General features: G+C 62.3%; 3 protein-coding genes (1 of these 3 only partly in view). All 3 read left to right on the top strand.

Annotated elements, in window-relative coordinates:
- Positions 1–134: 134 nt before the first annotated feature.
- Positions 135–1784 (top strand): cyclic peptide export ABC transporter, encoded by a 1650-nt coding sequence (locus HBO19_RS23490; protein ID WP_169954766.1) that lies wholly within the window; start codon positions 135–137, stop codon positions 1782–1784.
- Between the two features lie 188 nt (positions 1785–1972).
- Positions 1973–14290: a non-ribosomal peptide synthase/polyketide synthase gene (locus tag HBO19_RS23485; RefSeq protein WP_170058412.1), complete on the top strand. Its 12318-nt coding sequence runs from the start codon at positions 1973–1975 to the stop codon at positions 14288–14290.
- Positions 14290–16001 carry the beginning of a non-ribosomal peptide synthase/polyketide synthase gene (locus HBO19_RS23480; RefSeq protein WP_170058411.1) on the top strand. It continues 15823 nt past the right edge of the window, so the window shows 1712 of its 17535 coding nt (coding positions 1–1712); the start codon lies at positions 14290–14292; its stop codon lies off the right edge, out of view. The genes HBO19_RS23485 and HBO19_RS23480 overlap by 1 nt, the downstream gene beginning before the upstream one ends.

Raw genomic sequence — 16001 nt, 5'->3', positions numbered from 1 at the left:
GTGCAACTCGGGACGCGGCTAAATCGCGCCGGGCCCGACTCGTCCTCCTACTATCGGCCTGCCAGCGGTAAACCTTCGCGCGCAGGCCTTCACTTGCCCACAGCACGTAGCCACGTCGCGATCGAGGTAGTTTCATGACCGCAGCACCGCGCAGCGCCATTCGCGAACTCTTGAGCCTGCTCAAGCCCTATCGACGGATTGTCATTTCTTCCATCACCCTGGGCATCGTCGGTGGCCTCAGCGTCACCGCGCTGCTGGCCACGGTCAACCGCGGCCTGCACAGCGCCGACGGCATGGGCACCGGCGTGGTCCTGGCCTTCGCCGGGCTGTGTCTGCTGGCGTTGCTCAGCAGTATCGGCGCCGATATCGGCACCAACTTCGTTGGGCAGAAGGTGATTGCCAAACTGCGCAAGGACCTCGGCGCCAAGGTGCTCGCCGCGCCCATCGAGCAGATCGAGCGCTATCGCACCCACCGCCTGATCCCGGTGCTGACCCATGACGTGGACACCATCAGCGACTTTGCCTTCGCCTTTGCCCCGCTGGCGATTTCGACCACGGTGATCCTGGGCTGCCTGGGCTACCTGGCAGTGCTGTCCTGGCCGATCTTCCTCATGACCCTGCTGGCCATCGGCATTGGTTCGGCGGTGCAGTTCGTGGCCCAGAGCAAAGGCATCAAGGGCTTCTACGCGGCCCGTGACGCCGAAGACAACCTGCAAAAACACTACTCGGCAATTGCCGAGGGCGCCAAGGAACTGCGCATCCATCGCCCGCGCCGGCACGCCATGCACACCCGCAATATCCAGGGCACCGCCGACCATATCTGCGACACCCATATCCGCTCGATCAATATTTTTGTGATCGCCAAGAGCCTGGGCTCGATGCTGTTTTTCGTGGTCATCGGCCTGGCGCTGACCCTGCAACAGTTCTGGCCCAGCTCGGACCCGGCGGTGATGAGCGGCTTTGTCCTGGTGCTGCTGTACATGAAAGGCCCGCTGGAAAACCTGATCGGCAACCTGCCGATCATCAGCCGCGCACAAATCGCCTTCCGGCGCATTGCCGACCTGTCGGAGCGCTTCTCCTCGCCGGAACCGCACCTGCTGCTCGATGACGCCGACAAAAGCGTGCCGGTGATGAAGCACCTGGAACTGCGCAACGTGCAGTACGCCTTCCCGCCCGTGGAAGGCAGCGAGCCATTCAAGCTGGGGCCGGTCAACCTGAGCATCGAGCCTGGGGAAATCCTGTTTATCGTCGGCGAAAACGGCTGCGGCAAGACCACCCTGATCAAGCTGCTGCTGGGCCTGTACACCCCGCAGCAAGGCGAAATCCGCCTCAACGGCCTGCCCGTGGACGCCCTGGGCCTGGACGACTACCGCCAGATGTTCACCACGATCTTTGCCGACTACTTCCTGTTCGACGACCTGGTGCAGAACGACAAGGCCCTGCCCGACGACGCCACCCAATACCTGGAGCGCCTGGAGATCGCGCACAAGGTCAGCGTGCGCGATGGCGCGTTCACCACTACCGACCTGTCCACCGGGCAACGCAAGCGCCTGGCCCTGGTCAACGCCTGGCTCGATGAGCGCCCGGTGCTGGTATTTGACGAGTGGGCGGCCGACCAGGACCCGACCTTCCGACGGATTTTCTACACCGAGCTGCTGCCGGACCTCAAGCGCCTGGGCAAGACCATCATCGTCATCTCCCACGACGACCGTTACTTCGACGTCGCCGACCAATTGGTACGCATGCAGGCCGGTCGCGTCATCAGCGAAAAAGCCTGCGCCTGACCTCCCTCCCCCAGGAGCCGGCGTGCCGGCGATGGCTGCCTCAAGGCATGCGATGAAGCCACGAGCCTCATCGCCGGCAAGCCGGCTCCTACAACGCCTCCCGCCGGCTATTGCGCCTAAATCTGATCGATCGAACTTCGTCTTCCTGACACAGCTTATTTCCTCTGCCGACGGCGACGAGATCGATCATGAACCAATTGAACCAACTTCCCGACGACGACCTGCTGGCCCTGTTGCTGGCCGATGAAGCCGGCGCCGGGCAGTCCATCCAGAGCCTCGCCGGGCATGACCCGGTACCGCTGTCGTTCGCCCAGCAGCGCCTGTGGTTCCTGCAACAGTTCGATCCCCAGAGCCATGCCTACAACCTGCCACGGACGATTGCCCTCAAGGGCCCGGTAGACGCGCGCGCCCTGGAAGCGGCGCTGAACCGGGTGATCGACCGCCACGATATCCTGCGCACCGCCTTTCGCGACACCGACGGCACGCCGCTGCAAGTCATCGAGCATGATGCGCGGCTGACCCTGCTGGAAGAGGACCTGAGCGCCCTGGACAGCCAGCAGCGCGACCTGCTGCTGCAACAGCGTATCCGCCAGCACGCCACCCAACCCTTCGACCTGCGCCAGGCGCCGCTGATTCGCAGCAGCCTGCTCAAACGGGCCGAACAGGACTACGTGCTGCTGCTCAACATGCACCACATTGTCTCGGACGCCTGGTCCAACCCGATCCTGATCCACGACCTGGCCAGCGCCCTCGGCCAACCGGGCCAGGCCCTGCCGCGCCCGGCCATCCAGTACGCCGACTACGCCCAATGGCAGCGCCAGGACTACCCGCAGACGCCGCAACACAGCGCAGCCGCGCAGTATTGGAAAGCCTGCCTGGGCGACGAAATCCCCACCCTGGAGCTGCCTCGCGAGCGCCTGGAAAAGCCCGCCGGTGCCGGCCATCATCGGAACGCGTTGCCCGCCCACCTGAGCGAGCGCCTCCAGACCTTTTGCCAGCAACAGGGCCTGACGCCTTTCGTGGTGCTCCTGGGTGCCTGGCAGTTGCTGTTGGGGCGCTACAGCGGCCAGGTCGATTTCACCGTCGGCGTGCCCAACGCCACCCGTAACCAGGCGCAGATCCAGGACCTGGTGGGCTTTTTTGTCAGCAGCCAGGTGTATCGCGCGCGGCTGGCGCCCGAGCAAACCTGCAGCGCGTTCCTCCAGGGCCTGCGCCAGCAGTCCCTGGCCGCCCTGGAACATGCCGACTACCCCATCGAGCTGATCCTCGAAGACCTGCACCTGCAACGCAGCCCCCAGGCCAACCCGCTGTTCCAGACCCTGTTCAACTGGCGCGTCGGCGCCGCGCAGGAAGAGGCCCTGCACCTGGGCCCGCTGGAGCTGAGGTTTATGGACAGCCACCCGCTGCAGGCCAAGTTCGACCTGTCGCTGGACGTGGAATACAGCCAGCAGCAGATCACCGCGCATTTTGAATACGACGCCGCTTGCTTGCGTCCGGCGACCGTCGCCACCCTGGCCGGGCACTGGCAGAACCTGTTGCAGGGCATGATCGAGCAGCCCCATGCCCTGATCGGCGAACTGCCGATGCTCAGCGACCAAGAGCGCGGGCAGCAATTGGCGCAGTGCAATGCCACGGCCGTCGACTACCCCGACGCAGCGCCTGTGCACGTGTTGGTCGCCAAGCAAGCCGAACGCCAGCCACAGGCTGTCGCCGTGGTGTTCGGCGACCAGCAACTGACCCTGGACCAGCTCAATCGCCGCGCCAACCAACTGGCCCACAAGCTACTGGAACTGGGCGTCGGCCCCAACGTCTGCGTGGGCCTTGGCCTTGAACGCAGCCTGGAGATGGTCATCGCCCTGCTGGCCGTGCTCAAGGCCGGCGGCGCCTATGTGCCGCTGGACCCGGCCTACCCCGCCGAACGCCTGGCCTACATGATCAACGACAGCGGCATCGGCCTGCTGCTGAGCCAAAGCAGCCTGGCATTGCCCGCCCCTGACAGCCTGCCGTCCCTGAGCCTGGACCAGGACAGCGACTGGCTGGAAGGCTATGACAGCGCCAACCCCCAGGTAACGGTCAGCGCCGACAACCTGGCCTACATGATCTACACCTCCGGCTCCACCGGGCAGCCCAAGGGCGTGCAAGTGCGTCATGGCGCCCTGACCAACCATATGCTGTGGATGCAGGGCGAACTGGGCCTGAGCGCTGCGGACCGGGTCTTGCAAAAAACCGCCTTTAGCTTCGACGCCTCGGTGTGGGAGTTCTGGCTGCCATTGCTCAACGGTGCGCAGTTGGTCCTGGCTTCCAGCGAGCTGGCCGAAGACCTGTCAGTGCTGTGGTCGCAAGTAGCCGCCCAGCGCATCAGCGTGCTGCAAATGGCGCCTTCCCTGCTGCAAGCCTTGCTCGCCGATGAACAGGGCGCACAGATGCAATCCCTGCGCCTGCTGCTGCTCGGCGGCGAAGCCCTCGGCACCCCGCTGGTCGCACAATTGCGCGAACGCTGGAACGGCCGCCTGTGCAACCTTTACGGCCCAACCGAAGCCACCATCGACAGCACCTTCTTTGATGTCCAGAGTTTGCCCGAGGGCGCCATTGCCCCTATCGGCCGCCCCATCGCCAACGTGCGCACCTACCTGCTGGACCACGACCTGCAACTGTGCCCCATGGGCACCAGCGCCGAACTGCTGATCGGCGGCGACTCCCTGGCGCAGGGCTACCACCAGCGCCCGGGGCTGACCGCCGAACGCTTTATTCCCGATCCGTTCGCAGGCAACGGCGCGCGCCTGTATCGCAGTGGCGACCTGGCCCGCTACCGCGCCGATGGGGTCATCGACTACATCGGGCGCATCGACCATCAGGTCAAAATCCGCGGCCTGCGTATCGAACTGGGGGAAATTGAAGCGCAACTGCTGCAACACGAGGCGGTGCGCGAAGCCGTGGTCATCGCCCACCCAACCCTGGGCGGCGCGCAGTTAGTGGGCTACGTGGTGCCGACAGCGCTGGCAACGGACACTGCCCGCCAGGAGGCCTTGCGCGAGACCCTCAAGGCCCACCTCGGCGAACACCTGCCGGACTACATGGTCCCCGGCCACCTGCTGATCCTCGCGCAACTGCCCTTGACCCCCAACGGCAAACTCGACCGCAAGGCCCTGCCCGCCCCCGACGCGAGCCAGGCCCTACACGCCTACGTAGCCCCGCAGAACGAAGTGCAACAGCGTATCGCCAGCATCTGGCAAGACGTACTCAAGCTGGAAAAAATCGGCCTGAACGACAATTTCTTCGAACTGGGCGGCGACTCGATCATCTCCATCCAGGTCGTCAGCCGCGCGCGCCAGGCCGGTATCCACTTCACCCCCAAGGACCTGTTCCAGCACCAGACCATCCAGGGCCTGGCCAGCGTGGCAAAAAACCACGGCCAGGGCCTCGCAATCGACCAGGGCCCGGTCACAGGCCCAGCCCCGCTGCTGCCGATCCAACACCTGTTCTTCGACACCGACATCCCCGAGCGTCACCACTGGAACCAATCAGTCCTGCTCAAACCCGCCACCCCCCTGGACCCGCACCTGCTGGAACAGACCCTCAACGCCCTGATCCACCACCACGACGCCCTGCGCCTGAATTTCACCCGGGCTGAACACGGCTGGCACGCCGAATACCGCCCGAGCACAACCTCGGTGCTATGGCAAACCCGCATCGACGACGCCACACAGTTGCACTCGGTGGGCGACGAAGCCCAACGCAGCCTCAACCTGCAAGACGGGCCGTTGCTTAGAGCGGTGCTGGTCAGCCTGGGGGACGGTAGCCAGCGTTTGCTGCTGGCTATTCATCACCTGGTGGTGGACGGCGTGTCGTGGCGGATTTTGTTTGATGATTTGCAGATGGCCTATCGTCAGGTGCAAGCGGGTGAAGGTTTCTCCTTACCGGAGAAAACCAGCGCCTATAAAGCCTGGGGCCAGCGTCTGCTGGACTACGGTCAAAGTGCCGAACTACAACGACAGATCGCCTATTGGCAACAACTGGCAGACGGCTGCGCCGATCTGCCAGTGATACGCGCTGACGCCAGCCTGAAGAAAGCAGACAGTCAGACCGTCAATACCCATCTCAATCAGGATCTGACCCGACGTCTGCTGCAAGATGCCCCGAGCGCCTACCGCACACAGATCAACGATCTGTTGCTCGCTGCACTGGCACGGGTCATCAGCCGCTGGACCGCCCAGCCACAGGTGCTGATCCAACTCGAAGGCCATGGCCGCGAAACCTTGTTCGACGACATCGACCTGACCCGCACCGTGGGCTGGTTTACCACGGTGTACCCGGTGTGCTTGACGCCCCAGTCCGACCACGGCACCACGATCAAACAGATCAAGGAGCAATTGCGCAGCATCCCGAACAAAGGCCTGGACTTCGGCGTCCTGCGCCACCTGGCCCCCCCCGAGACGCGGCAAGTACTACAAGCGCTGCCAGTGCCACGCATCACTTTCAACTACCTGGGCCAGTTCGACACCAGCTTCAACGCCAACGACGACGCCCTCTTTGCTCCAGCTCCTGAAAGCAGCGGTGCTGAACACAGCGCCGAGGCACCGCTGAGTAACTGGTTGACCCTCAACGGCCAGGTATACGACGGCGAACTGAGCCTGGTGTGGACCTTTAGTGCGCAGATGTTCGAGCCCGCACGCATGCAAGCCCTGGCCGATGAATACGCCGAGGAGCTGACACAACTGATCGAGCATTGCTGCGACCCACATAACCGTGGCGTAACGCCTTCGGACTTCCCCCTCGCCCACCTCGACCAAGCGCAACTAGACGCACTGCCAATAGCCGTCACGCAGATCGACGACATCTACCCGCTGGCGCCGATGCAGCAAGGCATGCTGTTCCATTCGCTCTACGAGCAAAACGTTGGCGCCTACGTCAACCAGATGCGCCTGAACGTTACCGGCCTCGACCCACAAGGCTTGCGTGATGCCTGGCAACAGGCGATGGACGCCCACGATATCCTGCGTACCTCGTTCATCTGGCAAGGTGAGCTGCAACAACCGGTACAAGTGGTCCATAAGCAATTGACACTGCCCATGGTCTGCCACGACTGGCAGCAACACGCAGACCTGCAACCAGCACTGGATAAACTGGCCTGGGAGCGTTTGCAACAGCGCTTCGACCTGGCTCGTGCGCCGCTACTGGACGTGCAGGTGATTCAGACCGGGGAAGCCCAACACCACCTGATCTACACCGTACACCACATCCTGATGGACGGCTGGAGCAACTCCCAACTCATGGGCGAGATCCTCCAACGCTACGCCGGCCAGACCTTGCCGGCCAGAATGGGGCGCTACCGCGACTACATCGCCTGGCTGCAACGCCAGGACAGCAGCGCCAGCCAAACCTGGTGGGCAGCCCAACTGGCGACACTGCAAGAACCCACCCGCCTTGCCAGCAGCCTGGTCAGCGTACCTACCACCGCCACCGGCCACGGTAATCATTACCAGCACTTCGGTATCGTCGAGACCCGTTACTTCAACGAGTTTGCCCGTCGCCAGAAAGTCACCCTCAACACTCTGCTGCAAGGCGCCTGGCTGCTTCTGTTGCATCACTACACTGGACAGGACAGCCTGTGCTTCGGCGCCACCGTCGCCGGGCGCCCGACAGATATCGCCGGTATCGAGCAGCAAGTCGGACTATTCATCAATACCCTGCCGGTGATTGCCACGGTCAACCCGCAAACCCGGGTCGATCAATGGCTACAGGCCGTGCAAACGCAGAACCTGTCGTTGCGCGAACACGAACATACCTCGCTGGCCGATATTCAACGCTGGGCCGGGCACAACGGCGAAGCGTTATTCGACACGCTGTTGGTGTTCGAAAACTACCCGATCGCCGACGCTCTTGAACAACAGGCCCCCAAAGGCCTGGAGTTTGGCAACGTCGACACCTACGAACAGACCAACTACCCGCTGACTCTGGCCCTGAATGCCGGGGAAACCCTGTCACTGCACTACAGCTTCGCCCACGACGCCTTCAGCGAAGCCGTGATCGAACGGATGGCGCAGCACCTGCACAACCTGCTGTTGCGCCTCACCGAACGGCCAGACCGAGCCATCGGCGAGCTAAACTTGCTGGACGACAGCGAGCGCGCGCAGGTTGTGCATCGCTGGAACGATACTGCCAGGCACTACCCGTTGGAGCGGCCGGTACAGGCGCTGATCGAACACCAGGTCGAGCAGACTCCCGACGCAGCGGCCCTGATATTTGCAGATGTTCGTCTCAGCTACGCCCAACTCAACGCCCGGGCCAACCAACTGGCCCATCATCTGATCGCTCTGGGCGTAGGCCCGGACCGGCTGGTGGGGATTGCGCTGGAACGCAGCGTGGAAATGGTCGTTGGTTTGCTCGCCATCCTCAAGGCGGGCGGGGCCTATGTGCCGCTGGATCCTGAGTATCCGACTGACCGCCTGGCCTACATGATCGACGACAGTGGTATCGACCTGCTGCTGACCCAGCAATCGCTGCTCAGCACCCTGCCACTGCCAGCAACACTCCATACGTTGTGCCTGGATACCCTGGCATTGGATGCCTTGCCGGACACCAATCCAGCTATTAGCGTGGCAGCGGAAAACCTCGCCTACGTGATCTACACCTCGGGCTCTACCGGCAAACCCAAAGGTGCCGGCAACCGCCACAGTGCCCTGACCAACCGTCTGTGCTGGATGCAGCAAGCCTATGGGTTAAGCGGCGACGACACCGTGCTGCAAAAAACCCCGTTTAGCTTTGATGTATCGGTGTGGGAGTTTTTCTGGCCCTTGATGACCGGTGCCCGCCTTGTCGTGGCGGGTCCTGGGGATCATCGTGACCCGCAAAAACTGGTGCAATTGATCACCGAGCACCAGGTGACGACCCTGCATTTCGTACCGTCGATGCTGCAAGCCTTCCTGCAGGACGATAGCAGTGAGCGTTGCACCGGCCTGACCCGGATTGTCTGCAGCGGCGAGGCCTTGCAGGTGGATACGCAACAACAGGTGTTCGCCCGCCTGCCGGGTGCCAGCCTATACAACTTGTATGGCCCTACTGAAGCTGCCATCGACGTCACCCACTGGACCTGCCGCGAGGAACAGGCTCACACCGTACCGATCGGCCAGCCCATCGCTAACCTCAGCACGTTCGTTCTCAATAGCGATCTGGCCCCATTACCGGTGGGATTGGTGGGCGAGTTATACCTGGGCGGTGAAGGCTTGGCCCGTGGTTACCACCGCCGTGCGGGCATGACTGCCGAGCGCTTTGTTGCCAGCCCCTTTACCAAAGGCCAGCGCCTGTATCGCACCGGCGACCTGGCGCGGCAGCGAGCCGATGGCGTGATCGAGTACATCGGCCGTGTCGACCATCAGGTGAAGATTCGTGGTCTGCGCATTGAGCTGGGAGAAATCGAGGCACGCCTGCTGGAGCAGGCCGAGGTTCGTGAGGCCGCCGTGCTGGCTGTGGACAGCGGTCGCGGCCTGCAACTGGTCGGTTACGTGGTGCCAAGCGCCAACGCCAACGAAGCAGTGCGCGAGACCCTCAAGAACACCCTCAAGGAGCACCTGCCGGACTACATGGTCCCGGCACTCTGGGTGTTCCTCGATGCCCTGCCGCTGAGTCCCAACGGCAAGCTGGACCGCAAGGCCCTGCCGGCACCAGATGCCAGCCAGGTGCAGGTCCGGTACGTTGCCCCGCAGAGCGAGTTGGAACAGCAAATCGCCAATATCTGGCAAGACGTACTGAAGGTACAGAACGTCGGCCTGACCGATAACTTCTTCGAACTGGGCGGCGATTCGATCATCTCCATCCAGGTAGTCAGTCGCGCGCGCCAGGCCGGGATTCAATTCAGCCCCAAAGAACTGTTCGAAGCCCAGACCGTACAACAACTGGCCATCCTGGCCCGCACCGGTACGCCCGCGCAGGAAATCGATCAACAACCGCTCACGGGGCCGACCCCTCTACTGCCGGTACAGCAGGCGTTTTTCCAGCGGGCGATCCCCGAGCGTCACCATTGGAACCAGGCAGTACTACTATCGGCCCAGGCACCGTTGCAGGCCGATGCGCTCGAGCAGGCGCTGCAGGCCCTGATCCTCCATCATGACGGTTTGCGCCTGAGCTTCAGCGAAAACACTGCAGGCTGGCAGGCCAACTATCGCTCGGTGGCGCAACAGCAGCAGGACTGGCAACAGGCTCCTGCGTTGTACCAAGCCTGCGCCCTCTCCACCACGGAGCTGGACGAGTTGTGCAACCAGGCCCAGGCCAGTCTCGACCTGGCCCAGGGCCCCCTGCTGCGAGCGGTGCTGGTGACCCTGGCCGATAACACCCAGCGCCTGCTGCTGGCGGCCCACCACCTGGTGATTGATGGCGTGTCGTGGCGCATCCTGTTTGAAGACTTGCAGACCGCTTACCAGCAAGCCTTAGCGGGGCAGATCATCAGCCTGCCGGCAAAAACCGACTCAGGCAAAACCTGGGCCGAGCATCTGCAACGCCATGCCACCCAGGGTGGCCTGGCGGGAGAGCTCGCTTACTGGCAGTCCCAGTTGAAAGATGCCCAGGGCAAGCTGCCTGGTGCTCGCTGCGACGCCAGCCTGGAAAACCGTCACGGTCATAGCGTCAATACCCGGCTGGACAAGGCCCTTACCCGGCAGTTGCTGCAAGAAGCTCCCGCCGCCTACCGCACCCAGATCAATGACCTGCTGCTGACAGCGCTGGCACGGGTGATCAGTCGATGGACCCACCACCCACAGTGCTTGATCCAGCTTGAAGGCCATGGCCGTGAAGAGCTGTTCGAACCCGTGGACCTGACGCGCACCGTAGGCTGGTTCACCAGCCTGTTCCCGGTGGCACTGACGCCTGTTGCCAATGACCTGGGTGCGTCGATCAAGCAGATCAAGGAACAACTGCGGGCCATCCCCAACAAAGGAATCGGCTTCGGTGCCTTGCGCTACCTGGGCGATGCCCGGGCCTGCGAAACCTTGGCGGCCCTGCCTGAGCCGCGCATTACCTTCAACTACCTGGGCCAGTTCGATGGCAGCTTCAGCGCCGATGCACAGGCCCTGTTCAGCCCGGCCAGCGAAGGTACGGGTGCCGAGCAAAGCCCGGACGCGCCGCTGGGCAACTGGTTGACGCTCAACGGCCAGATCTACGCTGGCGAGTTGAGCCTGAACTGGCTGTTCAGCCGTGAGATGTTCGACGAGGCCACCATCCAGTACCTGGCTGATGAATACGCCGAAGAGCTTGCCGCCCTCATCGCCCATTGCCTTGATCCGGCCCACCGCGGCCTGACGCCCTCGGATGTGCCTCTGGCCGCTATTGGTCAGGCACAGCTGGATCGCTTGCCCATACCTGCCGCACAGATCGCCGACCTCTACCCATTGTCGCCGATGCAGCAGGGTATGTTGTTCCATACCTTGTATGAACAAGGGACCGGCAATTACATCAACCAATTGCGCGTGGATATCGACGGGCTTGACCCGCAGCGTTTCCAGCAGGCCTGGCAAGCTGCGATGGACAATCACGACATCCTGCGCACAGGTTTTGTCTGGCAAGGGCTGGAGCAACCATTGCAGTGGGTACTCAAGCAAGCGCAGGTGCCGTTCAGCGTATACGCCCTGGGCAGCCACGATGCACAGCAACTTGACGCGCTGGCCCTGACTGAACTGCAGCGGCCGTTCGTGCTGGATCAAGCACCGTTGTTGCGCCTGGCCCTGGCACAGACCGGCGCCGAGCGCTATCACCTGATCTACACCGGTCATCACATCCTGATGGACGGCTGGAGCAACTCCCAGCTCATGGGCCAGGTGTTGCAGCATTACAGTGGGCAAGCCGTAACCGCCAATACCGGGCGCTATCGCGACTATATCGCCTGGTTGCAGCAGCAGGACAGCGCCGCCAGCCAGCGCTTCTGGCAAGAGCAATTGCGCGGCCTGGAGTCGCCAACCCTGCTCGGCCAAAGCGTGACGCTAGTACCTGGAGAAGGCCATGGCGAATACCGCAAGGTCATTGACCCCGCCACTACCGAGCGCCTCAACACCTTTGCCCGCCAACAGAAAGTGACCACCAACACCCTGGTGCAAGCGGCGTGGCTACTCCTGTTGCAGCGTTACACCGGCCAAACCACGGTGTGCTTCGGTGCCACAGTGGCCGGGCGTCCGGCACAGCTCAATGGCGTCGAGCAACAGATCGGCCTGTTCATCAACACCCTGCCCGTGGCGGCCAGCCCGCGCCCAGAGCAAAGCGTTGCGCAGTGGCTACAGCAGGTCCAGGCACAGAACCTGTCCTTGCGTGAGCACGAACACACACCACTGTTCGAAACCCAGCGCCAGGCAGGAGTGGGCGGCGAAAGCCTGTTCGACAACATCCTGGTGTTCGAGAACTACCCGATCTCCGAAGCCCTGGAACAAGGCGCACCGCAAGGCTTGCGTTTTGGTCCGGTGCATAGCCAGGAGCAGACCAACTATCCACTGACCCTGAGCGTTGGCCTGGGTGCCAGCCTGACCCTGCAGTACCGCTACGTGCGGGCGAATTTCAGCGATGCGCTGATCGAGCAGATCGCCCGGCACATGGATCAACTGTTGAACGGTTTGATGGACAGCGCCGACCGTGCGCTGGGCTCGCTAAACCTGCTGGACAAGTCCGAACAAGCCTTGATCCTCAACACATGGAACAGCGCTCCACTGTCGGTTGCCGATGAGCAGTGCATTCACCACCTGATCAATCGCCAGACCCAGGAAACCCCCGGGCAGTTGGCACTGATCGACGGTGAGCAACGCCTGAGCTACCAGCAATTGGACCAACGTGCCAACCGCCTCGCCCACAAGTTGATTGAGCTTGGGGTCGGCCCGGAAGTGCGGGTCGGCGTAGCCATGCCACGTACCGGCGACCTGCTGATCGCATTGCTGGCAGTACTCAAGGCCGGTGGCACTTATGTGCCGCTGGACCCCGACTACCCGGCCGACCGCGTGGCTTACATGCTCGACGACAGCCGCGCGCACCTGCTGCTGGTTGGCCAACAATTGCCGGACGAATTGCGCGCCCACGCGACCACTCAAGTGCTGACGATCGAGCCCGGTGACGCCTGGCTGGCCGGTTACAGCGAGCAGCCGCCTATCACTACGGTAACCCCCGATAACCTGGCCTACGTGATCTATACCTCGGGTTCCACTGGCCTGCCCAAAGGCGTGGCCATTGCCCATCGCAACGTTTGCGCCCTGGTTCGCTGGTCTGCTCAGGTGTATTCACGCGAAGACTTGCAAGGGGTACTGGCCTCGACCTCGATCTGTTTCGACCTGTCGGTGTGGGAGCTGTTCGTGACCCTGGCCTGCGGTGGCCATATCGTTCTGGCGCGCAATGCCCTGGAACTGCCAACCCTGCCAGCACGCGATCAGGTGCGCCTGATCAATACCGTGCCTTCTGCTATCAACGCCTTGCAACGTGCCGCGCAGATTCCAGACAGCGTACGCATCATCAACCTCGCCGGCGAACCACTGAAACAGACCCTGGTGGATACGCTCTACGAACAGACCAGCGTCACCCACATCTACGACCTGTACGGCCCCTCGGAGGACACCACCTACTCCACCTGGACCCGCCGCGAAGTCGCAGGCTCGGCCAACATCGGCCGCCCGGTCGGCAATACCGCCAGCTATCTGCTCACCCAGGACCTGCAACCGGCTCCCCTGGGCGTTGCGGCCGAGCTGTATCTGGCCGGCGCCGGCATAACCCGAGGTTATCTGGGCCGGGCGGCGCTGACCGCTGAAAAATTCGTGCCCAACCCGTTCTCGGCAAGTGGCGAGCGGCTCTACCGCACCAGTGACCTGACCCGCTATCGCCAGGACGGGGTGATTGAATACATCGGGCGTATCGACCACCAGGTGAAAATCCGCGGATTCCGCATCGAGCTGGGCGAAATCGAAAGCCGCCTGCTACAACACCCCGACGTACGCGAAGCAGTGGTGCTGGCCCAGGAACACCTCGACGGCCAGCAACTGGTGGCGTACGTGGTTACCCGTCAATCACTCCCAGACGCAGCATCCCAGGACCAACTGCGCCCGCTGATCAAGGCCAGGCTCCAGGAAAACCTGCCGGCCTACATGGTCCCTGCGCACCTGGTGTTCCTCGATCAACTGCCGCTGACGCCCAACGGCAAACTGGATCGCAAAGCCTTGCCTATGCCTGAGGCCGTCCAGTCGCAACGCGCCTTTGTCGCCCCCCAAACCCCGTTGCAACAACAGATGGCGGATATCTGGCAACAAGTCCTGGAACTGGAGCGCGTAGGCCTGGATGACAACTTCTTTGAACTGGGCGGGCATTCCCTGCTGGTGGTGCGTGTGGTCTCACGCGCCCAACTGGAGTTGGGCATGCAACTGACCCCACAACAACTCTTTCAATTCCCCACCCTGGGCGCATTCGTCAGTGAACTGCAAAGCAGCGGTGGGCAATTCGATACCGAAAAATTGAGCAAGCTCGAAGCGCTGCTTGACGATATGGAGCAACTGTAATGGACAAGAGCGTCGCCACCCGAATCGCCAAGCGTTTCATCACCCTGCCCCTGGACAAGCGCACGCTGTACCTGGAAAAAATGCTGGCCGAAGGCGTCTCGCCCGCCAACCTGCCGATCCCCGAAGTGCGCAGTGAGTTCGAGCTCATCCCGCTGTCGTTTGCCCAGGAGCGCCAATGGTTCCTCTGGCAGTTGGATCCCACCAGCGCCGCCTACCACATCCCCACCGCCCTGCGTCTGCGCGGCGCGTTGGACGTGCCAGCACTGGAACACGCGTTCAACACCCTGGTGGCACGCCATGAAAGCCTGCGCACCACCTTCCAGCAAATCGATGAGCGCGCGGTGCAAGTCATCGCCCCTCACATGCCTCTCGCGGTGGAACTAGTCCGCCTAGACGCACACCTGAGCGAAAGCGAACAACAACAGCAGATCAAAGACTTCGTCGAACACGAAACCCAACAACCCTTCGACCTGCACAACGGCCCACTGCTGCGAGTCAAGTTGCTACACCTGGCCAACGACGACCACGTACTGGTACTGACCCAACACCACATTGTCTCCGATGGCGCCTCCATGCAAATCATGGTCAGCGAACTGGTGCAGGTTTACGGCGCCTTCGTCCGGGGACAGGACATCACCCTGGCGCCGTTGCAGATCCAGTATGCCGACTACGCCATCTGGCAACGGCACTGGATGGAAGCGGGCGAGCGTGAGCGGCAACTGGCGTACTGGAACAAGCAATTGGGCGGCGAGCAGCCGGTGCTGGAATTGCCGACGGACTATCCGCGGCCGGCGGTGCAGAGTTTTCGTGGGGCGCGCCTGAACATCGCCTTGGAGCCCACGCTGGACCTGGCGCTCAAGGAGTTGGGCAAACAGTTCAGCGTGACCCCGTTCATGTTGCTGCTGGCCTCGTTCCAGACCTTGTTGCATCGCTACAGCCGCCAGACGGATATTCGTATCGGTGTGCCCATCGCCAACCGCAACCGCGTCGAAACCGAAGCTTTGATCGGTTTTTTCGTAAACACCCAAGTGCTTAAGGCAACGTTCAACGATCAGACCCGGTTCAGCGACTTGCTGCTACAGGTCAAGCAAACAGCCCTGGATGCCCAGACCTATCAGGACCTGCCTTTCGGCTATCTGGTGGAAGCCCTACAGCCAGAACGCAGCCTGAGCCACAGCCCGCTGTTTCAGGTGATGTACAACCACCACAGTGACAACCAGCATAGCTCTGAGCCAGCGAGCACCAATCCACAGCCACTGATTGTCGAAAGCCTGACCTGGGAGGACCGTAATGCACAATTCGACCTCACACTGACCACGCTCGAGTCCGGGGATGGCCTGTCGGCGACCCTCACCTATGCCACCGACCTGTTCGATACCTCGACTATTGAACGCATGGCCCGTCACTGGCTGCATCTGTTGCAAGGCATTGTTGCCAATCCCCAACAACGCGTTGCGGCGCTGCCGTTACTGGACAGCGCTGATTATCAACAGCAAATCCGTGATTGGAACACGACGGTATCTGAATACCCTGTGGAACGCAGTATTCACCAGTTGATCGCCGAGCAAGTTGAGCGTCAGCCGGACGCCCTGGCCCTGACCTACGGCACCAAGACCCTGAGCTATCGCCAACTGGACGGCCAGGCCAATCAACTGGCCCACAAGCTGATCGAACTGGGCGTTGGTCCCGAAGTGCGGGTCGGCGTGGCCAT

The sequence above is a fragment of the Pseudomonas sp. WS 5021 genome, assembly GCF_012985535.1.
Taxonomy (GTDB): domain Bacteria; phylum Pseudomonadota; class Gammaproteobacteria; order Pseudomonadales; family Pseudomonadaceae; genus Aquipseudomonas.
This window is presented reverse-complemented; position numbering and strand designations above follow the sequence as displayed.

Coding starts and splice junctions, on each gene's coding strand:
- HBO19_RS23490 (WP_169954766.1), top strand. CDS start 135: ATGACCGCAGCACCGCGCAGCGCCATTCGCGAACTCTTGAGCCTGCTC.
- HBO19_RS23485 (WP_170058412.1), top strand. CDS start 1,973: ATGAACCAATTGAACCAACTTCCCGACGACGACCTGCTGGCCCTGTTG.